Source organism: Hyalangium versicolor (genome assembly GCF_020103695.1).
In the GTDB taxonomy this organism is placed as follows: Bacteria; Myxococcota; Myxococcia; order Myxococcales; family Myxococcaceae; genus Hyalangium; species Hyalangium versicolor.
In genome coordinates this window covers 19,011-39,672 of sequence record NZ_JAHXBF010000036.1, presented here as the reverse complement: position 1 = coordinate 39,672, position 20,662 = coordinate 19,011, and the positions used below count along the sequence as shown (strand labels likewise).

The 20,662-nt window shown below is 67.2% G+C and carries 17 protein-coding genes; 14 read left to right on the top strand and 3 right to left on the bottom strand.

Annotated features, from left to right (window positions below; translation table 11 throughout):
- The first annotated feature begins 91 nt into the window (after nucleotides 1-91).
- On the top strand, nucleotides 92-1,405 hold the full coding sequence (locus tag KY501_RS46225; protein ID WP_224371331.1) for a sensor histidine kinase: 1,314 nt from the start codon (nucleotides 92-94) through the stop codon (nucleotides 1,403-1,405).
- Nucleotides 1,406-1,417: 12 nt separating this feature from the next.
- On the opposite strand, the gene KY501_RS46220 is transcribed toward KY501_RS46225, so the two are convergent.
- A complete protein-coding gene (locus KY501_RS46220; protein WP_224371329.1) occupies nucleotides 1,418-2,158 on the bottom strand; it encodes a class I SAM-dependent methyltransferase in 741 nt (246 codons plus the stop codon).
- Nucleotides 2,159-2,216: 58 nt separating this feature from the next.
- On the opposite strand from KY501_RS46220, the gene KY501_RS46215 reads away from it, so the two are divergent.
- The 6 genes from KY501_RS46215 (at nucleotide 2,217) to udk (ending at nucleotide 8,155) form a co-directional block, all read left to right on the top strand.
- Nucleotides 2,217-3,869 carry an MbnB/TglH/ChrH family RiPP precursor modification enzyme gene (locus KY501_RS46215; RefSeq protein ID WP_224371327.1) on the top strand — a complete coding sequence of 551 codons (1,653 nt, stop codon included), beginning with the start codon at nucleotides 2,217-2,219 and terminating at the stop codon, nucleotides 3,867-3,869.
- Nucleotides 3,870-3,875: 6 nt separating this feature from the next.
- Complete coding sequence (locus KY501_RS46210) at nucleotides 3,876-4,544, top strand: hypothetical protein (protein ID WP_224371325.1); 669 nt, start codon at nucleotides 3,876-3,878, stop codon at nucleotides 4,542-4,544.
- 37 nt (nucleotides 4,545-4,581) lie between these two features.
- Nucleotides 4,582-5,094 carry a hypothetical protein gene (locus KY501_RS46205; protein WP_224371323.1) on the top strand — a complete coding sequence of 171 codons (513 nt, stop codon included), beginning with the start codon at nucleotides 4,582-4,584 and terminating at the stop codon, nucleotides 5,092-5,094.
- Nucleotides 5,095-5,118: 24 nt separating this feature from the next.
- Nucleotides 5,119-6,036, top strand: coding sequence for a phosphotransferase (locus tag KY501_RS46200; RefSeq protein ID WP_224371321.1), 918 nt, complete (start codon nucleotides 5,119-5,121; stop codon nucleotides 6,034-6,036).
- Nucleotides 6,037-6,080: 44 nt separating this feature from the next.
- Entirely contained in the window at nucleotides 6,081-7,397 is a 1,317-nt protein-coding gene (locus tag KY501_RS46195; RefSeq protein WP_224371319.1) for a metal-dependent hydrolase family protein, read from the top strand.
- A 113-nt stretch (nucleotides 7,398-7,510) separates the two neighbouring features.
- On the top strand, nucleotides 7,511-8,155 hold the full coding sequence (udk, locus tag KY501_RS46190; protein WP_224371317.1) for a uridine kinase: 645 nt from the start codon (nucleotides 7,511-7,513) through the stop codon (nucleotides 8,153-8,155).
- Here the strand turns inward: udk and KY501_RS46185 are convergent, their stop codons facing one another.
- The gene (locus tag KY501_RS46185) at nucleotides 8,156-9,190 is read right to left on the bottom strand and encodes an alpha/beta fold hydrolase (RefSeq protein ID WP_224371315.1); all 1,035 of its coding nucleotides are present in this window, start codon (nucleotides 9,188-9,190) and stop codon (nucleotides 8,156-8,158) included.
- Between the two features lie 56 nt (nucleotides 9,191-9,246).
- Here KY501_RS46185 and KY501_RS46180 point away from each other — a divergent pair, with 56 nt between their 5' ends.
- The 3 genes from KY501_RS46180 to KY501_RS46170 all read left to right on the top strand — a co-directional run bounded on the left by KY501_RS46180 (nucleotide 9,247) and on the right by KY501_RS46170 (nucleotide 13,469).
- Entirely contained in the window at nucleotides 9,247-10,158 is a 912-nt protein-coding gene (locus KY501_RS46180) for a hypothetical protein (protein ID WP_309243055.1), read from the top strand.
- 97 nt (nucleotides 10,159-10,255) lie between these two features.
- Nucleotides 10,256-11,482 (top strand): hypothetical protein, encoded by a 1,227-nt coding sequence (locus KY501_RS46175; RefSeq protein ID WP_224371311.1) that lies wholly within the window; start codon nucleotides 10,256-10,258, stop codon nucleotides 11,480-11,482.
- A gap of 118 nt (nucleotides 11,483-11,600) precedes the next feature.
- Nucleotides 11,601-13,469 carry an NBR1-Ig-like domain-containing protein gene (locus tag KY501_RS46170; protein WP_224371309.1) on the top strand — a complete coding sequence of 623 codons (1,869 nt, stop codon included), beginning with the start codon at nucleotides 11,601-11,603 and terminating at the stop codon, nucleotides 13,467-13,469.
- A gap of 96 nt (nucleotides 13,470-13,565) precedes the next feature.
- On the opposite strand, the gene KY501_RS46165 is transcribed toward KY501_RS46170, so the two are convergent.
- Nucleotides 13,566-15,755 (bottom strand): outer membrane protein assembly factor BamB family protein, encoded by a 2,190-nt coding sequence (locus KY501_RS46165; RefSeq protein WP_224371307.1) that lies wholly within the window; start codon nucleotides 15,753-15,755, stop codon nucleotides 13,566-13,568.
- Nucleotides 15,756-15,866: 111 nt separating this feature from the next.
- On the opposite strand from KY501_RS46165, the gene KY501_RS46160 reads away from it, so the two are divergent.
- From KY501_RS46160 to KY501_RS46145, 4 genes are read left to right on the top strand one after another with little or no spacing between them, the layout of a single operon-like run.
- Entirely contained in the window at nucleotides 15,867-17,759 is a 1,893-nt protein-coding gene (locus KY501_RS46160) for an HTH domain-containing protein (RefSeq protein ID WP_224371305.1), read from the top strand.
- 47 nt (nucleotides 17,760-17,806) lie between these two features.
- The gene (locus KY501_RS46155) at nucleotides 17,807-18,721 is read left to right on the top strand and encodes a HEAT repeat domain-containing protein (RefSeq protein ID WP_224371303.1); all 915 of its coding nucleotides are present in this window, start codon (nucleotides 17,807-17,809) and stop codon (nucleotides 18,719-18,721) included.
- A 3-nt stretch (nucleotides 18,722-18,724) separates the two neighbouring features.
- Nucleotides 18,725-19,315 (top strand): hypothetical protein, encoded by a 591-nt coding sequence (locus tag KY501_RS46150; RefSeq protein ID WP_224371301.1) that lies wholly within the window; start codon nucleotides 18,725-18,727, stop codon nucleotides 19,313-19,315.
- 9 nt (nucleotides 19,316-19,324) lie between these two features.
- On the top strand, nucleotides 19,325-20,650 hold the full coding sequence (locus KY501_RS46145) for a homoserine dehydrogenase (protein WP_224371299.1): 1,326 nt from the start codon (nucleotides 19,325-19,327) through the stop codon (nucleotides 20,648-20,650).
- Nucleotides 20,651-20,662 lie beyond the last annotated feature (12 nt).

Here is a 20,662-nt window from a genome sequence, read left to right as displayed (position 1 = left end):
GCGGGGTGGATGTCGCATCGAGGACGCAGAAATCCGGTCCGGTTGCGCTCTGTGAAGAATCATTCCAGGCTTTTGTAGTGCAGGAGGCACCATGAGCCGGGCAGCTGGAGCGAGCGAGGGCGGCGGGTTGCGGCAACGGACGATGTATCAGTTCGCGGTGCTCGTGGTCGCGCTGTATGGGGTGGATCTTCTGATCGTGGGGTACGCCAGTTGGGAACTGTTGTCGGTGCGGCTGTTCTGGGCGCTGGCGATGATCCTGACGGGGCAGTTGATCCGGAGCTTGAGCCCAGAGCAGGTGCGGTGGGTGAGTGGCAGCTACGGAGTGGTGGCCGCGCTCTGCTATCTCGGGCTTCTTGTCTTCACGGGGGGCTCACGCAGCCCCTACTTCGCATTCTTCCCGATGTTGCCGCTCATCATCGCGCTGGCATCCATGGAGACGCTGGCAGCGGCCGTCACGTGCGGACTCGTGAGCGCATTGGGGGGTGGATGGTTGCTGCACCAGGCCGGGGAGCCGCTGAGCCAAAGCTGCATCTGGGCTGTGGTGATGCTCACCATGATGTTCTTTGGGACCTATGGCGGTGCACAGTTCCGCAAGGCCCGCCGTGCGGAAGAGGCGATGCTGGTGGAGCGCACGCGACGCGAGGCGCTCGAGAAGCTGGCGGTGAGTGAGCACCGCCGAGCCCAGTCCGAGAAGCTGGCGACGATCGGCCGGCTCGCGGCGAGCGTGGCGCACGAGCTGAACAACCCCATCGCCTATGTCCGCTCGAACCTGGGCTTCATCGAGAGGGAGGTGCAGCGCCTGCCCCTGGAGTCCATGCCGGAGCTGCGCGAGGCGTTCCAGGATGTGAGTACCGGAGTGGAGCGGGTGCGCCAGATCGTGTCGGATCTGCAGAGCTTCTCTCGCATGGACGCGACGGAAGAACCGATGCGGTGCACGCTCCCGGATGTGGTGAAGGACGCGGCGCGGTTGGCCTCGGTGCGGCTGAAGAGCGTGGCCCGGTTGGAGGTGGAGATGCCGCCGGAATTGCCCGAGGTCTTCGTGGTGCGCCGGCGGTTGGCGCAGGTGCTCCTCAACCTGCTGGTGAACGCGGGAGATGCGCTGGAGTCCGTGCGAGGCGCGGAGGGGGAGGTCCGGGTGCACGCCCGGTTGGAGGGGAGCACTGTCCAGTTGGTGATCGATGACAACGGGCCGGGGTTCCCGAAGGAAGTTCTCTCACGGCTGTTCGAGCCCTTCTTCACGACGAAGGGGCCGGAGCGGGGGACAGGCCTGGGGTTGGTGCTGTCGCGCGAGTATGTGGAGCAGTTCGGTGGGACGCTGACGGCGATGAATCGCGCTGAGGGCGGCGCGCGGCTGTGCATCACGTTGCCGGCCGGCACACAGCTGCAGACGGCTGTCGCGGCGTGAGTCCGGTGCGGCTCAGGGGGGGGCGCGAGCGCCGGATGCCTTCTTCGTCGCGATGACGATGCTGAAGGGGGTGAACGGAGGCGGCATGAGCCCGTCCCGCACCTCCACCTCGAAGCCCTGGGCCTCGAGCAGCTCGCAAGCCCGTGGCACCAGGAACGTCAGGTAGTACATGACGAACGGGGGGTTCCACAGCGCGTTGCGCACGCGCATCGCCGCGTTGAAGCCCTTGGCCAGCCAGTAGCCGGGATTGAGCGCAGAGGGTGGGTGCGCGGTGACGAAGACGAAGCGGCCTCCGGGACGCAGGGCGCGGGAGATGACTTCGACCAGCCGGGGCTCATCCTGCTCGAGGATGTGGCCGAAGGCTCCGAAGCTGGTGACGACGTCGAACTCCGACGCGTAGGACAGCTCCAGGGCGTTGCCCTGGACCAGGGTGATCCGGGCCTCACCCGGAGCGTCCGCGAGCCGCTGCTGGGCCTCATCCAGCATGCCGCGGCTCAGATCCACGCCCACCACTTCCTGGCGGCACAGGGGGCGCAGGAAGCGCATGGCCGCTCCGGTGCCACAGCACAGATCGAGCGCTCGATCGATGGAGCCCGGTGGCCCCACCTGCTCCATGGACGTCCGGAGCACCGGATCCGGCGTGCGGAAGGGCGTGTACTCGAACTTGGGGGCGAGCAGATCGTAGCCGTGCTCCACCGAGCTCAGCGCCTGCCGTGCCAGTTCGAACAAGGTGGGGCCCTGACGATGGAACATGAACATCCGTCTAACAGAGACGGGTGAGCACGGCGAGGGGCTCGGGTAGGGTAGGGGCATGGCTCCATCCCCCGAATCTTGGACGCTGCCCTGGCGAGGGCTCGGCCTGAGCAGCAATCTCAGCGCCGCGGACCAACCCCACCCGTACCGGATGCTCGACGAGGAACCCGAGCTCTTCGACTTCGTCGAGTACAGCGCTCCACTGTCTATCGCGGAGACGAAGAAGCACGCCTCGCTGTTCCCGGAGATGTTCCGGCGGTTGAAGGAGGTGCCGGTGCTCTTCCACCCGGTGCACCTCAACCTCTACGGGCCGGTGCTGGAACCCGAGCAGGATCTGTCGGATCTGGATGCGCATGCGCGCACGGTGGGCAGTGCGTGGGTGGGCAATGACGTGGGGTGGTGGCACTCGGGAGGACAGCCGTTTCCGGGCTACCTCTATGTGTCGCCGCAGCTCACCAACGAGGGACTGCAGGACTGCGCGTCGCATGCGCTCCACGTCCAGGCGATGCTGAGCATGCCTCTGGCGTTGGAGAACCCGGCGGTCTTCGCCCGGCGCGGGGACATGCACGTGCTGGAGTTCATGGGCCGGTTGCAGGCGCGCACCGGGTTGCCGCTGCTGCTCGATCTGGGGCATCTGTTCAGCTACCAGCTCGCCTCGGAGCTGCCGCTGGATGCGGGGTTCGATCATTTCCCTTTCGAGCGGGTCATCGAGATCCACATTGCTGGGGGCGTGGTGACGCGCCGGTGGAATCGGCGCTTCTATGTGGATGATCACACCCAGCCCGTGCGCGAGGAGCTGTTCCAGATACTGGAGTACGTGCTACCGCGCTGCACCTCGTTGCGAGCGCTGACGTTCGAGGGAGATGGGCATCCGCCAGAGGTGGCGCGGCTCGCGCTGCATCGGCTGCGGAGTCTGGTGCCGCGAGGGAATCGGGAGCCGCTGCGGTTGACGCCCGTGCAGGCGGTGCCGCCGCCGCTGGGCAACATGAGCCGGCCGTGGGAGCTGTTCGATCTGGGCTACGGGGCACGGCGAGCCGTGGTGGCGGATGACGTGGAGGGCAGCATCGCGGAGACGGACTTCCGTTTGGCAGTGGTGGCGGAGCAACTCGACAAGGACTTTCCGATCTCGCGGCTGATCCTTGCGGGCACGCGCGAGGGGTTGCTGGAGTTCACCATGTCCACCGAGTTCCGGGAGCTGTTCGAGGGCTCTGGGCGTTCGTTCGGCCACGCGTTCCTGGACTACGCGCGGAGGCGATTGCGAGAGCAGCCGGAGGTGGGAGCGGCGGCGGCAGCCGCGCTGTCATTCGAGACGTTCCTGCCCACGTTGATGCAGCGCACGGTGGTTCCGCCGAAGGCGGGGGAAGTGGGGCTGGCGGAGGAGGTGAGGGTGGGCACGTTCCCGGCGGATCTGTCCGAGCTGGTGTACTCGGCGCGAGCGGTGCGCCGACACCTGACGGGGCGGGCGTGGGCGAATGGGATGGTGGAGTTGAGCGCGCTGGAGACTTTGACGCAGGTGGCGCGGCGGACGGTGTCCCGGCCGTGGCGTTTCGCCGTGCGCCGCAAGCGGGGAGGGGGCATGGAGGTGTACACGGCGCCGCCGCTGCTCTCCGAGGTGCTGCGCATGCTGACGAACGGGCCTGTGCTGGAGAAGGACGTGGCCCCGCCGCTGCTCACGGAGGCCATGGGGCGGGGGTTGGTGCGCAGAGGGTGAAGCGAAATGCGTATCTTCGGAACAATATTGGTGGCGCTCATGATCGCTTGCGCCACACAGCCAGTCCCTGCTGACGACGCTCGAGATCTGCGCTCACAGCAAGAATTGGGGCCATTTCGCTCCGTTGATGATGTTGAGGAGGCGCTCTGCCCGATCATCATGGAGATGCCTGGCGCGCAGAGTGGCCCGGCAGGAATCGAATACTGTGGATTCATTTATCACGCGCCACAGGGCTGGTATTCGACGAAGCTGACATATCTGCCGCACCAAAGACCGGGTGATGTTCGCAGATGCCGGTTGCCAGATAACATCGGCAACGCACAGGATCCGACGGCGCTCATCGTCACCGTCGCTGACTTCCATAGCCATCCCTGGCCGAATACGGAATTCTCGGAAGCGCGCTGGGTGCAAGGGCGCTTACGAGGGGATCTCATGCCAACGCCCGGGCATCCGACTCGGCTCTCTATTGATGGAGAGATCTATCAGTATCGAAGGGTCCTTTTCTCGACCAGGTGTGACCACTATCGATACTTTCCCTATTCCCAGGAGATCCTCAAACATGAACACTCGACCAGCAAATGGGACAAGATCGCCAATGTCGAACTGACCGTGGACAGTCAGACGGGCGAAATCATTCGCGGTACGGCCAGGCTGCTACCTGGAAAGAACTGGTGATGAGGATGGTAGGGAGTTCTCCTCTGAGATTACAAAAATGAAGACCGAAATCATCTGGATCCCATTGCTCTCAGCGAGCATCCTGTGTGCTGGGAGCGATCACTCCACGCGTATTACACCCCAAGGTTCCAGTCCGGATACCTCTTCTTCTAGCGATGCGGGCAGTTCTTCCCCTTCGCTCCCAAACTCAGGCTCGCCAGGAGATTCGTCTCTTGGAGATGCCGGTACATCCGTCGCCTTTCCAGATCCGACCGAGATGTTGAAAGGAGATGTCAGCATCGACGGATCGGCCTTCAAGGCGATTCGCGTGGCCATGGAAGACTTGAAGCCACGAAATCGCACTCCCCCAGCAGACAAGATAGAAGCCTGTCTTGACGATGAGTCTGCTTACGACTTCCAGGTTCAGAAGCGAGGCAATCTCTACTTTGTCAGCATTGTGACGATACCTGAGAGGTGTGATCCCACTGGGGTCTACATGGATGGAGGCGTGCGTTACGTCATCAGTGCAGATGGGCACATTCTGTTGAAACGCTACGATGGTCAGCGCTGACGATTCACCAGGTACCCAATACCCATGTCGCCAGTCTGGGAAGCGGACATCTCATTGACGCAGGAGGGTGCCGCCCAGTTGGTCGAGCGCCAGTTCCCGCAGATCGCTCCGGCGAAGCTCGAACCTCTCGGGGCTGGCTGGGACAATTCCGCGTATGTGGTGAATGGACGCTGGGTGTTCCGCTTCCCGCGCCGTCGCGTGGTTGTCAGCCTGCTGGAGAACGAGTCCCGCCTCCTTCCCCGGTTGGCGCCTTACCTGCCGCTGCGCATCCCTGAACCTGTCTGGATCGGCCAGCCCGAAGAAGCCTTCCCATACCCGTTTGCTGGCTACGCCCTCCTGCCAGGAATCACTGCTTGCGCAGTCGATTGGACGCCTGAGGAGCGCCTGAGGAACGCAGCACCGCTCGGCAGATTCCTCGCGGCGCTGCACGGCGTTCCGATCGACGATGACGCGCTGGCTCGAGGGCCGAGAGACGAGTTCGCCCGTGCGGATCTGCACAAACGCGCACCGATGATCCTGGAACGGCTCGAACGTCTGGAGGCGGAGGTTCCAGAGGTGAATGGCGCGGCAGTGCGATCCTGGGTGGCGCAGTTGCTGGACACTCCTCCGTGGAACCAGCGGCCCTGCTGGGTACACGGCGATCTGTACGCCAGGCACCTCCTCGTGGATGATCACCACACTGTGACCGGCGTGCTCGACTGGGGAGACGTTCACCTGGGAGATCCAGCCATCGATCTGGTGATCGCCTTCTCCTTCCTTCCCCCAGAGGCCCGCGATGCTTTTCGCGCGGCCTACGGACCCATTGATGACGCCACGTGGGATCGCGCACGCTTCCGAGCGTTCCACTATGGCGTGGCGCTGCTGATCTATGGACGCAGCGAGGGAGACGCGGCCATTGCGCGTGTCGGCATGGACGCGTTGCGCTTCGGCGCCAGCAGGTGACGCGGGAGCTTGACTCGGCAGCGTGGGGCGCTCGGAATGTGCCCATGCGAATCCCGCTCTTGCTCGTCCTGCTCTGGGTGCTGCCAGCCTCCGCGGCGGAACCTTCCAAGGTCCTCGTCCTCAAGGCCGCGCGCCTCTTTGATGCGAAGGCCGGCAAGCTCGTGACGCCAGGCTTGGTGGTGGTGACGGCGGGGAAGATCTCCGCCGTGGGCTCGGGCGCCGCCGTGCCCGCTGGAGCAGAGGTCATCGATCTCGGCGATGCCACACTGCTGCCTGGCTTCATGGATGCACACACGCACATCACCGGTCAGCCCGGTGAGGACTGGCGTCAGGATCTCATCGACGACATGCAGCAGACCGTCGCCGATCGCACTCTCAAGGCACTCCCCTATGCGCGCGCCACGCTGATGGCGGGCTTCACCACCGTCCGCAACCTGGGGGCGGATGACTTCATCGATCTCGGTCTGCGCAACGGCATCCAGAGAGGCGATGCGGTGGGGCCGCGGATCATCGCCGCCACCGCGGCGCTGGGCACCACGGGGGGGCACTGCGACAACGGCAACTCGTTTCGCAAGGGACTGCTCGCCGATCCTGCTTCCGCCGGAGTCGCGGACGGCCCCGAGGCCCTGCGCCTCAAGGTGCGCGAGACCATCAAGTACGGCGCGGATGTCATCAAGGTATGCGCCACCGGCGGCGTGCTCAGCTTCAGTGACGAGGTGGACTCGGCGCAGCTCACCCAGGCCGAGATGGACGCCCTCGTGGACGAGGCCCACTCTCGCAAGCGCAAGGTGGCCGCGCACGCCCATGGCGCGGAGGGCGCGCGACGGGCCATTCGCGCGGGTGTGGACTCCATCGAGCACGGCTCGTTCCTGGATGACGAGGCCATCGAGCTCATGAAGCGCAAGGGCACCTTCTTCGTTCCCACCGCCATGGCCCTGCGCGGCGTGCGCGAGCGCTACGAGAAGGGCCAACTCCCCCAGGAGATGGTCCCCAAGTTCATTGCCGCCGAGGCCAGCGCCCGTCAGGTCCTGCGCAAGGCCATCTCGCGAGGCGTGCGTATCGCCTTCGGCACGGACGCCGGTGTCTACGCCCACGGACGGAACGCCGGGGAGTTCGCCCTGCTCGTGGCCGGAGGGCTCTCCCCCGTGGACGCGCTGCGTGCCGCCACCTTCATCGACGCGGAGCTGCTCGGCGTGGCGGACCGGCTGGGCACCCTGGAGCCCGGCAAACTGGCCGATGTCGTCGCCGTACCGGGCGACCCGCTCCAGGACATCCGCCGCACCGAGCAGGTCTTCTTCGTGATGAAGGAGGGGGTCATCCACCGCAATGACCGAGCCGGCCAGCCGGGGGGCGAGCGCTGATCCGTACGCCCCGTCCGACTGTTCGGATTATTCCGGGGCTGGGGTGCCAGGCAGTTGTTCCCTGGCCGACGGAGCCTTGCGCCGGCCAGCCCGCTGCGGTAGGTGGCCCGGCCATGTCGTCACCCCTTGTCGTTGGTATCGCGGGCGGCACCGCCTCGGGCAAGACCACGGTGGCTCGGAAGGTCCGCGAGGCTCTCGCCGACTGCCGGGTCGCCTTCATTGATCAGGACTCCTACTACCGGGATCTGCAGGACATGCCGCTCGAGGAGCGGCGGCAGGTCAACTTCGATCACCCGGACGCCTTCGAGACGGACCTGCTCGTCCGCCACCTGCAGGAGCTCAAGGCCGGCCGGGCCATCGACAAGCCCGTCTACGACTTCCGCACCTGCACCCGTCACCCCGAAGTCGTCCGAGTGGACCCCGGGGACATCATCCTCATCGAGGGCATCCTCGTGCTCCACATGAAGGAGGTCCGCGAGGAACTGGATGTGAAGATCTACGTCGACGCGGATGACGACCTGCGCATCCTCCGGCGGCTCACCCGCGACATCAAGGATCGCGGCTTCAACTTCGACTCCGTCGTCACCCAGTACCTGCGGCACGTGCGCCCCATGCACATGGGCTTCGTCGAGCCCTCCAAGCACCACGCGGACATCATCGTCCCTCACGGTGGCAACAACGACATCGCCATCAGCATGCTCGTGGGAGCCCTTCGCGCCAAGCTTGCCTTGATGGGCGCGCCCCTCGCCGCGAAGTAGTCAGCGCAGCCGGCGCAGGAAATCTTTCACCGGGCCGTGCATGCGGCGCGTCTCGGTGAGCAGCGCCCCGTGGTCGCCCGCGCCCTGCAACTCGTGATAGCGCGCGTGCACTCCGGAGGCCGTCAGCAGGTGGTACGTCTCGCGCACCCTCGCCGGAGGCGCGAGCACGTCCGATGCGCCCGCGATCAGCAGCACCTTTGCCTGCACCTTGGGCAGCACCTCCGTCAGATCGCACCCCGCGTACGCCGTGCACATCAGGATCCACGCGTTCGGATCGAACGTCTTCGCGAAGTCGTCGGCGTCCGCCTCCAGGGCCTTCTCGGCGGCGTCGATGTCCCGGTAGCGCGCCGTCAGGTACTCGCGGCCGTAGATCAGCTTCAGGTACTCCAGCCGCGTCTTGCGCATCGTCCGGTGCGGCCCGCCGCCCAGCCGGTAGAAGCCTTCCTTGTACTCGGGGTCCATCCAGAGCATCTGGTGGAACATGCCGATGCGCTCCCGGAGCGGCTCCGGAAGTGCCCGCGCCGCGCCGATGGCCACCACTCCGGCCGTCATCTCGGGGAAGAGGGCGGCCAGCCGCAGGGCCACCAGGCCCCCCAGGCCTACTCCCACCATCGCTCTCACCCGCCTCAACCCCATGCTCCGCATCAGCGCGGACACCGAGCGCGCCATGTCCAGCGTCGTCAGCAGGGGCAGGGCCGGGCCCAGCGTCTGCCCCGTGAAGGGGTCCTCGGTGATGGGCGACGTCGTCCCGAACGGGCTGCCGAGCAGGTTCACGGAGAGAACGTGGAGGCTGGACGGATCGAGCGGGCGCTTCTCACCGATTAGCTCCCGGCCCCACCCGGACGGCTGGTATGCGGACGTCTCCGGCGGTCCCATCGCTCGGTGGGAGGCCGCCACGTCGTGCAGCAACACCACCGAGTTCTCGCCGGACGGTTCCCCATAGGCCTCGTAAGCGACCTGGGTGCCGTCTAGCAGCCCCCCTTCCTCGAGAGGGAGCGGTACTGTCAACAGGTGGGTTCCCGTGGCCTGGATCACTCAGGGGAATTCTTCTATCACTGTGCGCCCGAACGCCTAAGGAGAGTCTCCGCTTGATGCGTTACTTCGGTGTCCTCGTCGTTGTCGCCGGTGTTTTTATTGCCTCGATCCTGTTCTACCGGCGGCTGAGTGCCCAGACCCAGGAGGCGCAGGCCGAGGCGGACATGGCTCGCATCCAGAAGGATTACCTGGAACGGGTAGGGTGGTTGCGCACCAACCCGGACGAGGCCTCCTACAAGGAAGAGGTGGGCCCCTTCTTCAAGGCGTACTTCGAGCAGGTGGACGCCCACCTGGACAAGTTCAAGGGCAACAAGGACTTCGACAGCTACATCCAAGAGGTGGAGCACAAGGCGGAGAGCGGCAAGGACGACAAGCTCGCCGAGCGCAAGGCCACCTACGAGTACACGCGCAAGGTGTTCGATGCGTTCCGCAAGGGCCGCTACGAGCCGGTGTGGACCTCCACGGACAAGGGCATGCGCCTGGACGTGGTCTCCTCGGACGTGGTGATGGTGAAGGGCACCCCGCAGGTGCGCCTCCAACTGGCGCTGTGGGGCGCCCAGCGCGAGCTGAAGGAGGACGGCAAGGTGAAGAAGATGGTCACCAGCGCCACCTTCGAGACGGCGTGGAAGCTCACGGACGCCAAGGGCAAGCTGCTGGGCGAGATGCGCGGCGCGGACCCGGCCAGCAAGATCGACTTCCCGGAGCGCTACATCGCCGAGTTCCCGCCGCAGATGGTGCTGGGGCACTACGACATGGATCTGGTGCCCAGCGAGGTGACGAAGATGGAGATCACCTTCAAGGTGTCCTCACGCTCTGCTTCCGGAGGCACCGCGGCGGCCACGTACCTGTGGAAGCTGGACGTGCCCTCGGAGTGGAAGCTCGGCGCCGGCGAGAAGTGGGAGGGTGCCACCGAGGAGGAGCGTTCCGAGGAAGAGATCGATCCGTCGAAGGCAGCGGCCAAGAATTAACGCCGTTGTCACTTGGGTCGGCCCCGGGGCGTGCTGAGAGGGCGGTGCGAGTGGCGGATTCGTCACTCGCCTTGAACCTCTCCTGGGAGCATCCCCCGTGAAGCGACACCTGATTGCGACTTTCCTGGCGCTTGCGTCGGCTCCGGCGCTGGCGCAGACCCCTGATACCTCCTCCACGCCGCCGGCTCCGGCCGACGCCCCGGCTCCAACCCCGGCCGCTCCGGTCGCGGAGACGCCCCCCACCGAGTCCGGGAAGGTCACCCCGACCACCCAGCCCGCCGAGGCCCCCAAGAAGGAAGCGGCCTCCAGCTGGACGGACCGGGTGAAGTTCGGGGCCAAGGCCTACCTGCGCTACTCGTACGAGCTCGGCGAGGAGGCGAAGAACAGCGACCAGTTCAACATCGATCGGCTCTACCTGCAGGCGGAGTTCTTCGCCACCGACAAGGTCCGTTTCCAGATCACGTTCGATGCGGGCGACACGCGCAACGGCACGGGCAACCAGGTCTTCTTCGCCGAGACCAAGAACGCCTACATCGAGGTGAAGGATGTGCTGGGCCCGGGCCTGTACCTGCGCGCGGGCGTCATCCCGCTGGCGTGGATCCCCTATGAGGAGGACCTCTGGGGTTATCGCGTGCAGGGCGCGCTGCCGGTGGATCGCTGGGGCTACATCACTTCGGCGGACCTGGGCCTGTCCGTGGGCGGGGCGCTGCCCTCGAAGTACGGCAGCTTCCAGGTGAACGTGAACAACGGCGAGGGCTACAAGGCGATAGAGGTCAACAAGCGCAAGGAGGTGCAGGCCCGGCTCTCGCTCAACCCGCTCGCGTCCATGGGTGGGCCGGCCGCGGGCCTGTTCGTCACGGGCTACGGCTCCTTTGGCGAGTATGACGATGCCGGGCTGGCGTCGCGGGTGAAGTCCCGCGTCATCGGTGAGGCGGGGCTCCAGAGCACGCCGCTGACGCTGGCGGTCGCGTACATGTCCGCCCGGGACTCCAACGCCAAGGTGAAGGGTCGCTTCTCGGTGGGCCCGGAGGACATCGTCACGGGCCACGGCCTCTATGCCTTCGGAGTGCTCAACGTGGGCGCGCTGGCGCACGCGGTGGACGGGGTGGATCTCTTCGCGCGGTACGATCACCTCGATCCCGACAGGGAGATGGATCACACCAACGTGGACCTGCTCATTGCTGGCGCGGGCTATCGGTGGAACAAGAACATCAAGAGCCTCGTCGACTATGAGACGGTGACCTACGGCGCGGACTTCGGCGGCGTCGACGCGGGCAAGCCCGCCGAGAAGCGCGTCAAGCTGCAGACCGAGTTCAAGTTCTGAGGCGAGAGGCCCCTGGGCGCGCCCGAGGCGGAACGTCACGCTCGTTTTGCCTTTGATGAGGTGCTAAAGCCTCTCACTCCATGCTCGTTCGCGAGCATATGACTGTTGAAAGGCTTCCATGTTCCAAAGACTCATCATCTTGACCAGCACCCTGTTCGTCAGCCTGACCGCGAGCGCGGCGGACAACGCCGCGTTTCTCTCGCAAAGTGTTCCGACGGTGCTCACCACCGGCGAGGTCCGTACCGTCTCCGTGACGATGCAGAACACCGGGACCACGTCTTGGACTGCCGCGACCTACAAACTCGGCACTGACAACCCCATGGACAACACCCTCTGGATAGGGGGCACCCGGGTCTACATGAATCCTGGTGAGGTGGTGGCGCCTGGCGCCTCACGGACCTTCACCTTCAACATCACCGCGCCCCTTTCCGCCGGCAGCTACAACTTCCAGTGGCGCATGGTGCAGGACGGCGTCGCCTGGTTCGGCGCCCGCTCCACCAACGTCGTCATCACCGTTCAGGCGCCGCTGCCCTTGGACTCGCAGTTCGTGTCGCAGTCCGTACCGACGACGCTCACTGTAGGTCAGACGGCGTCGGTCTCCGTCACGATGCGGAATACCGGCGCCAACGTCTGGACCGCCGCGGGCCAGTACAAACTCGGCTCCCAGGGGCCGCAGGACAACCTCACCTGGGGTGTGGGCCGGGTGGACCTCGCGTCGAGCGAGTCCGTCGGTCTGAACGGACAGAAGACCTTCACCTTTGCCATCACTGCCCCCTCGACCGCTGGCGTCTACAACTTCCAATGGAAGATGCTCCAGGAGGGCAACGTCTGGTTTGGCGCGCTGTCTCCCAACGTCGCCATCACCGTCTCCCAGCCGCCCGTCACCCTCTGTTCGGGCGTTGCGGTCGTCCCTGACGGCGTCACCGACCTGGGGCCCGCCATCCAGAGCTGCGTCAACGCCACGCCCTCTGGCGGCACGCTCGAGCTTCCCGCTGGCACCTATGGCATCGCCACCCAGGTGGTGATCAACAAGCCGTTCACCCTGCGTACTCAGGGGCTCGCAAGCTCCTCCGCCAACTGTGAGGCCCTGGGCAACGCCTGCGCCGTGCTCAAGGCGTTGCCGTCGTTCAGTGCCAACGTCGGCGGTTTCGTTGCCGCCGTGGCCACCAGCAACGTGACGTTCGACCACCTCGTCCTCGACGGAAACCGGGCGGCCCGGTTGGGAACGACCGCGGCATCTCAGTGCGCGGCCGGCGCCAACTTCTGGGGCTTCAACGCCCGGATGAGTGACTGCGCCTCCTGCCGCTTCACCTACAACGTGAGCAAGAACACACTCTGCGGCACGGCGCTGGAGTTCCGGGGCCACGACGGCACTCTTACCAACAATGTCTTCCGCTCGAATGGACAGAACTCCCAGCCCGGCATGTGGTCCGACGGGCTGACCATCCACATCTCGGATCGGGTGCTGGTGAACAACAACGCTTTCATCGACAACAGCGACGTGGCGCTCATCCTCGGCGGAGGCCGCCAGGCCGTCGTCACCAACAACGCCATCAGCCAGCCAGGCCAGGTCACCTTCGCGGGCCTGATGCTCGACAACTTCAACAGCAGTGCCTTGGGCGATTTCACCGGTGCGGTCGTTACCGGCAACACCATCGACTGCTCAGCGGCTCGCAACTGCCACTTCGGCATCAACCTGGGGCCACACCCCTGGTACCTGCCTCCCGGCAACATCCTGGGAGGCGACGTGCACGGAAACACTGTCATCTCCGCGCGTCAGGGCATCAACGTGGACGGTGCGGGCACCGCGAGCGCCCCCTTGGTCCTCTATGGCAACTCCGTGAGCAACCCCGCCCCCGGCTCCGCGAGCTTCAACTGCGGCAGCCACGCCACCTCCGCGCTCAACATCAACACCGGAGACTCCGTGGTGAACCGCGCCGGCGACACGGCCCCGATGACCACCTTCGTCTGGCACAACTGCCCCTGACAGGCCCTCGAGTCGGGCGGGTTCGAGGGCGCCTGAGTCCCAGGCGTTGCCAGCCTTGGTCATCCGGCCCTTGCGCTGCTGCTCGCCGCAGGGGGGTCACTCCTCGACCACGGCGAAGTGGGACATGAGCTGGTACGCGGACAGCGTGCCGGCCTCGTCCAGGAAGTAGAGCCCGAGCCGGGAGTCCGTCTGGAGCGCCGTGAGCCCGGCGCCCGCACGGACCTCCGCCAGTACCTGGCCCCCTCGAGGCTCCACCGCACGGACACGCTCGCCCGGGATGAGCACCACCCCGCGCGACACCCGGGCCGGCAGGGCCTTGGCGAGTGGATCGCCCACCGCGCCCACCCGCCACTGCAGCGCTCCGCCCGAATCCACTCGCGCGGCCGCGCCACTGGCGGAGGTGACGAGCACCCCACGCGGCAGCTCGGTGAGCGCGAAGGGGCCCGCTCCCAGGTGCAGCGAACGCTCCCAGAGCTCCTTCCCGCGAGCGTCCAGGCACGTGAGGATGCCCTCGCGATCTCGCTCTCCCGCGAGGTAGACGCGAGTTCTCGCAGGCAACGGAGCCGAGGGCAGCGAGAGGTTGAACTCGCGCGTCCACGTCACGTCCCCGCTGTGCGCGTCCGCGAGCAGCAGTGCGTGCTGGGTCCCTCGGCCCAGCACCGTCACGAAGCGCTTGCCCCATGGCACCGGCGTCCCGTGGAAGGGCAGGGGAGCGCGCATCCGGAAGCGTACCTGTCCATCCGTGAGATCCAGCCCGTACAGGTACCCCGAGTCCGTGGCCACCAGCGCCCGATGGCCCTGGGTCGCCAGCCAGCTCCGCTGCGTTCTCGCGGGCGCCAGGCGCCACACCTCGCGGCCACCCACCTCGGCGAAGGCGAGGACCGTGCGGTCATCCGACAGCGTCAGCAGCAGCCCCTCGTGGCGCAGCAACTGCGGGCCCAATGGCAGCCCGTCATGATCGTGCAGCCAGCGCGCGCTCGTCCCCGCGCCAATGAAGCAGTAGATGCGGTCCGGATCCGCCGCCACCACGAACCCGTCCGCCGAGGCCGCCACGCCCTGGCTGGCCTCTCGCCGCCACAGCTCCTGGCCATTCTTGCGCGCGAAGGCGCTGGCCTGCTCGCGTGAGCAGAACACTGGCCCCTGGCGCCCCAGCAGCAGGGTCCCGAACTCGGCCCCGGCCAGCCCCTTCAGCTCCCACCGTTTGTCGAAGCGCAGCCGGCGCAGGCGCCCTGGTACGGGCAGGGGACTCCCAGTCCGGCGCGAGCCGCGTGACTTGCCCCGAGCCTCTCCCTCGCCCTCGGGCGGCTGGACCGCGCCGCGCAGGTGGGACAGACCCTCTCGGCACCGCTCGGTCAGCTCCACCAGGTACGGGTTGCTCGTCTGGCTCCGCTCCCGCTCGGAGATGGCGACCGCGAGCGACTGCCCCAGGTGGAACATCGCCGCCGCCAGTGCCGTGCCATCCACTGCCAGGGGGCCACTCGTGCCCAGCCGGCCCTTGCCCGTGGTCAGCTCCAGCGCCAGCCCTGGCCGCACGCCTCCGGGCTCGAAGGAGAACCGCGGCTCGCCCAGCTCCACAGCTCGCGCCAGCTCCCCGGCCTGTCGGGACAGCTCCAGTGCCGTGAGGAACGGCGGGCCCGCCGCTCGCCAGGCCTGCTCCCGGCCGGGCAGTGACAGCCACACTTCTCCCGAGCACAGCAACGAGCCCAACGCCGCTCCTTGCCCCTTCTCGTAGGCGCGCAGCAAATCCGACGGATCCCTCAGCTCGAAGCCGAAGCCCGGCTCCTCGGAGGGCTCCACCCGGCGGGTGAAGGACTCCGGCAGGGCCTCCCGAGGCGTACTCACCGCGCCATGGAGCACGCGCAGCGCCTCGTCCAGCTCCTTCGCCACGTCCGCGGGCAGTGCCTCCGGGGCCGCCTGCGAAATGTCCTTCAGGAAACTCTCGCCGCACTCCCGCGCCGCCTCGGCGAATTCCTCCAACTCCACCCGCACGGGAGGCCGCAGCATCCGCGCCGGCCGCCCCAGGCTCGCCACGCTCAGCTCCACGTCCAGCCCGGCCCGCCGCACCACCAGCTCCAGGCTGGCCTCGGGCAGCGACACCTGGGCCAGCTTCTGGCGCCCCGCACGCAGGGTTGCCGCCACCCCCACCAGGCGGGGGACCACCTCTGCCAGCGGCTCTTCCACCGCTCCCGCGAGCAGATTCACGCCATCCAGCTCCAGGGCGATGGAATCCGACGGCTCGGCCGTGGGTTCGCGCTTCCAGCGCTGTCCGAGTCGGAACCGGGTCATCCTTTGCCTTCGTTCTCCATTCGTTGACAAGCCAGAATACCGGTGGCTACCATCCGCCGCCCATACGGACCTACATTTTTGTAACCGTTCGAAATTCTTGGGGAATACTCGATGACATTTTACGAGGCCGCGCTCCGTATCCTGGAGAGCGAAGGTCGTCCCCTCCACTTCCTGGAAATCACCGAGAAGTCTATCGCCCAGAACCTGCTGTCCCACATCGGGAAGACACCTGAGATGACGATGCTGTCGCGGCTGGCCGCGATGGCACGAAGGACGCGCGATCGCAAGGTGATCGTCACCGCGAAGGACACGTTCGCTCTGGTGGACTGGTCGGTACCGGAGGATTTGGAGGCATTGGCGCAGACGGGGGTGGTGGAGCCCCATCCGGAGGAGGATCTGCCTCCGCTGCGTCCTGTGGAGCGCCACCCGGAGCCGCGCAACGACAGTGTGCGTGTCTCGGGCCGGGGCAGTGAGCGCAAGCAGCGCCGCCGCGAGGAGGAGGAGGATCAGAAGGGCCGCAAGCGCCGCTTCCCGCCGCTCCCAGAGGTGGTGTTCGAGATCCTCAGCGAGGCCGAGAGCGGCCTGCGCGCCGAGCATCTCATCGAGCGCGCCCGCACGCGCGAGCTGTGCGCCGAGGACATCACCGTGGAGGCCGTGCTCACCGCGCTGTTGGAGGACAACCAGCGTCGCATCGATGCCGGCCGCCGCCCGCAGTTCGCCTTCAACAAGCAGACGAGCGAGGTGGTGACGCTGGAGCGCGCGGGCTCTCCGAGCGAGCCGCCCCCGCTGGATCTCCAGGCCGCCTTCGCCGCCGCGCTGGGCATCCCGTTGGAGGATGGGCGTCCGGTGCTGGGCAAGCCCGCCGTCGCGGGCGAGGCGCTGGTGGATCCGGCGCTGCTCACCACGCTCAAGACGTCCCTCAAGGACGCGCGGCGCGCGGTGGCTCGTGGGCTGCGCAAGCGCCTGGGCGACGCGGACGTGGGCACCTTCGAGAAGTCCGTCGTGAAGATGATGCACGCGCTGCACTTCCGCGAGCTGAAGGTGGCCAAGCGCTCCAAGGAAGGACCGCTGCTCACCGCCCGCAAGCGCGAGGGCAGCGTGGAGCTGCGCTACGCGGTGCGGATGCTCAAGGGCTCGCCTTCCATCGATCGCAAGACGGTGCAGGAACTGCGGCGGGATCTCGGCCACTACTCGGCGCAGGTGGGCCTGCTGGTGAGCGCGGGCGACGTGCGCGGCGATGCGCGCGCAGAGGCCCAGGCCAGCGGCGCCCTGGTGATGCTGTGGTGTGGCGACGCGCTGGGGGAGAAGTTCCTCGAGGCGAAGACGGCCGTCACCGTCACCACGGTGGAGCTGTACGATCTGGACGAGCGCTTCTTCGAGGCGGCCCGGCTCGATGCCGAGGAGGCCCAGAAGCGCCGCGAGGAGCGTCAGCGCGAGAAGCAGCAGGCTCGCGACGAGGGCGAGGAGGCACCAGCTCCCAAGGCCAAGGCCAAGCTCAAGGCGAAGCCTGCTCCCGTGCGTGAGGAGTCCCCGTCCGAAGAGTCCAAGCCCGAGGAGCCGGAGGAGGAACTCAGCGTCGTCACCGCGGCTCCCGAGTCCGCCGAGGCCCCGTCCGCTTCCGAGGAGGACGACGAGGAGGGGGATGACGAGGGCGATGATGAGGATCTCGAGGCCGCCAGCGCCTTCGTGGCTGGGGCTGGTCGTCCGGAAGGAACCGCCGAGGGTGGGACCCCGGGTGAGCGCAAGCGCCGCCGCCGTCGCCGCCGGGGCCGTCGCGGCCGTGGCAACCGTGGCGCCGAGGCTGGCGCGCCTGGCACGACTCCCGCGGGTGGAACCCCGGCTGTGGGCGGAGCCCCCTCCGAGGGCGCGGCGCCTGCCGTGGCGGCACCTTCGGGTGGTGAGAGTGCACCTTCCTCGGGTGGCGAGCCCCCCCGGGCGTCGGAGCCGCCCCCACCTCCACCGAGCCCCCCGAGCAGTGACTCGACCGAGGGAAGTGCCTCCTGACGCATTGTGGGACGCGGGCGGGGAGAGTGCGTTACGTTAAGGGGGCCATGAAGCCGGCCCTGCTCCTCACCGCCTGCGTGCTTCTGCTCGGCGCCTGCCGCAACCCAGGGTCTCGCTACCCGGTGGAGGAAGTGCGGCTGTCGGGGGAGACCCTCACGGACAACTCCCTCCTCGCGCTGGGGCCTGATCAGGTCCGGACGCTGCTCGCCCAATCCTTGGAGGACACGAAGCGCTTCGAGCCCACGGCAGGCAAGTCGCTGGGCCAGAAGCGCCCGTGGCGGATGACGCTGGAGCTGCCCTTCACGCGCGAGGTGCTGAAGGACGACGGCCAGCACACTTACGCAGAGGTGGGCGCCACCCTGGTGCTGGAGCGCTTCGGCGGCGATGTGCCCGAGCGCTACGAGGTGGTGGGCCTGGGAGAGATCCGCATGGAGTCGGAGAAGCCCGAGGCCCGGCGCCAGGCGCTGCGCTCGGCGCTCGAGGCGGCGCTGCGGCAGGTGGCAGAGTCCGCGGTGCTCCAATTGACGGCGCTGGAGCGGGACAACACCGCGCTGGTGCTGGATCTCCAGTCGTCGGATCCGCGGATTCGCGAGTTCGCCCTGCGCACCCTGGCTGAGCGCCGTCACCCGGCCGCCGCGCCGCTGCTCATCGAGCAGCTCAAGTCGACCGACGCGGACACGGTGCGGCGGGCCATTGGGGCGCTGGTGGAGATGCGGGCGGCCAGTGCGGTGCCCGCGCTCATCGATCTGGCGCGAGGTAAAGAGGTGGGCTTTCTGCAGGAGATCGTCTTCGCGCTCGGGGAGATCGGCGGCAGCGAGGCGGAGGCCTACCTCTATACGGTCGCGCAGGGGCACGATCAGCCGGCCATCCAGGCCGCGGCGCAACAGGCGCTGGACACGCTCTATGCGTCACGCAAGCACAGCTCACCGGAGGCGCGTGGGACCGACCCCGCGGATCATTGAGATATGAAGTTCTCTTCTGTCGTTGGCGGGTTGGTGCTCGGGGCGCTGGCCCTGGGATGGGGTGGCTGCGCGAAGCACGTCGAGGCGGAGGACAAGCCGCCCGAGACGGCGAAGCTCACCGAGTACTATCCGCTCGCGGTGGGCAACCGCTGGACGTACAAGGTGAACGGCCGGAACGACAGGCCCGTGGAGGTGAAGATCCTCAAGGAAGAGGACGGCTTCTACCACGACAATCAGGGCGGCCAGCTCATGGTGGACACGTTCGGCATCCGCGATCAGAAGCGCTATCTGCTGCGCGGCCCGGTGGAGCAGGGGCGCACGTGGTCCAACGTGGTGTCCGTCTCGTCCACGGAGCGCTACCAGATCGTCCAGGCGGGCATTCCGTGTCAGGCGCCTGCGGGAAGCTTCGAGAACTGCGTGCTCGTCGAGGCGCGTAACCGCGTGGATGCGGATACCACGCTCATCAACACGCTGACCTTTGCGCCCGGAGTGGGCATCGTGAGCATCCAGCTGGAGGCCGAGCGGGACGGCCGGCGCATCCGCCAGACGTGGCTGGAGCTGACGTCGTACCAGGTGAAGCCGGGGCAGAGCTAAGAGGAGAGCATGAAAGAGATTGGCATCGCGCTGCTGGGGCTGGGCAACGTAGGACTCGGCACCTATCGGATCCTGGCGGATCACGCCCGCGACATCGAACGGCGCCTGGGCGCTCGGGTGCGGGTGCGTCACATCCTCGTGAGGGACACGGGCCGGTCGCGCCCCGAGGACGTGCCCGCTTCGATCATCACCCGGGACATCAACGCCATCCTCTCGGACCCCGAGGTCTCGGTGGTGGTGGAGTTGATGGGGGGCCTGAATCCCTCCAAGGAGTACCTGGAGCGCGCCATCGCCTCCGGGCGCAGCGTCGTCACCGCCAACAAGGCGCTGCTCACCACCCACGGTGAGGCGCTCTTCTCGCAGGCGCTCTCGCGCGGCGTGGACCTGCACTTCGAGGGTGCCGTCTGCGGCGGCATTCCCATCATCCGCACCCTGCGCGAGGCGCTCGCCTCGGACCGGGTGGCCTCCATCCACGGCATCGTCAACGGGACGACGAACTTCATCCTCTCGGCGATGGCGGACGGCGGTTCCACGTACGAGGCCGCGCTGGCCGAGGCCCAGAAGCTCGGCTACGCCGAGGCGGATCCCACGCTGGACGTGAACGGCATGGATGCGGCGCAGAAGCTGTGCCTTCTGGCGTCGCTGGCGTTCGCCGCCAAGGTGTCTCCGCAGGATGTGCACGTGGAGGGCATCACCTCGCTGCGTCCGGTGGACATCATCCTGGGCCGCGAGGCGGGCTACGTCCTCAAGCTGCTCGCCATCGCCCGGCGCCAGCCCGAGGGCCTGGACATTCGCGTGCACCCGGCCTTCATTCCCGAGGCCAGCCCGCTGGCGGATGTGCGCGGCGCCTTCAACGCCGTGCTGCTCCAGTCCGCGGCGCTCGGTGCGTCGCTGTTCTCGGGCCTGGGCGCGGGCTCGTTGCCCACCGGTAGCGCCGTGGTGTCGGACATCATCGACATCTGCCGCAACCTGCTGGCGGGCGTCTCCGGTCGGCTGCCCATGCTGTGCTCACCGTACGTGCAAGAGCAGCCCCGCATCCCCTCGGATGATCGCCGTGGGCCCTTCTACCTGCGCTTCTCCGTGAGCGATGAGCCGGGCGTGCTCGGACGCATCGCCACGGTGCTGGGCGAGAAGGGCGTGAGCCTGGCTTCCGTGCTCCAGCGTCCGTCCCGGCCCGAGGACCCCCACGCCACCATCGTCGTGTTCACCCACGGCGCGCGGGAGCGGGACGTCCAGGCCGCCATCCAGTGGATTGACGCGCTGCGTAGCACACGCGCTCCCACCCAGGTCATCCGCATCGAGGAAGGCCCTGGTGTGCTGAGGGCCGGCGGCTGAGCAACCAGCCAG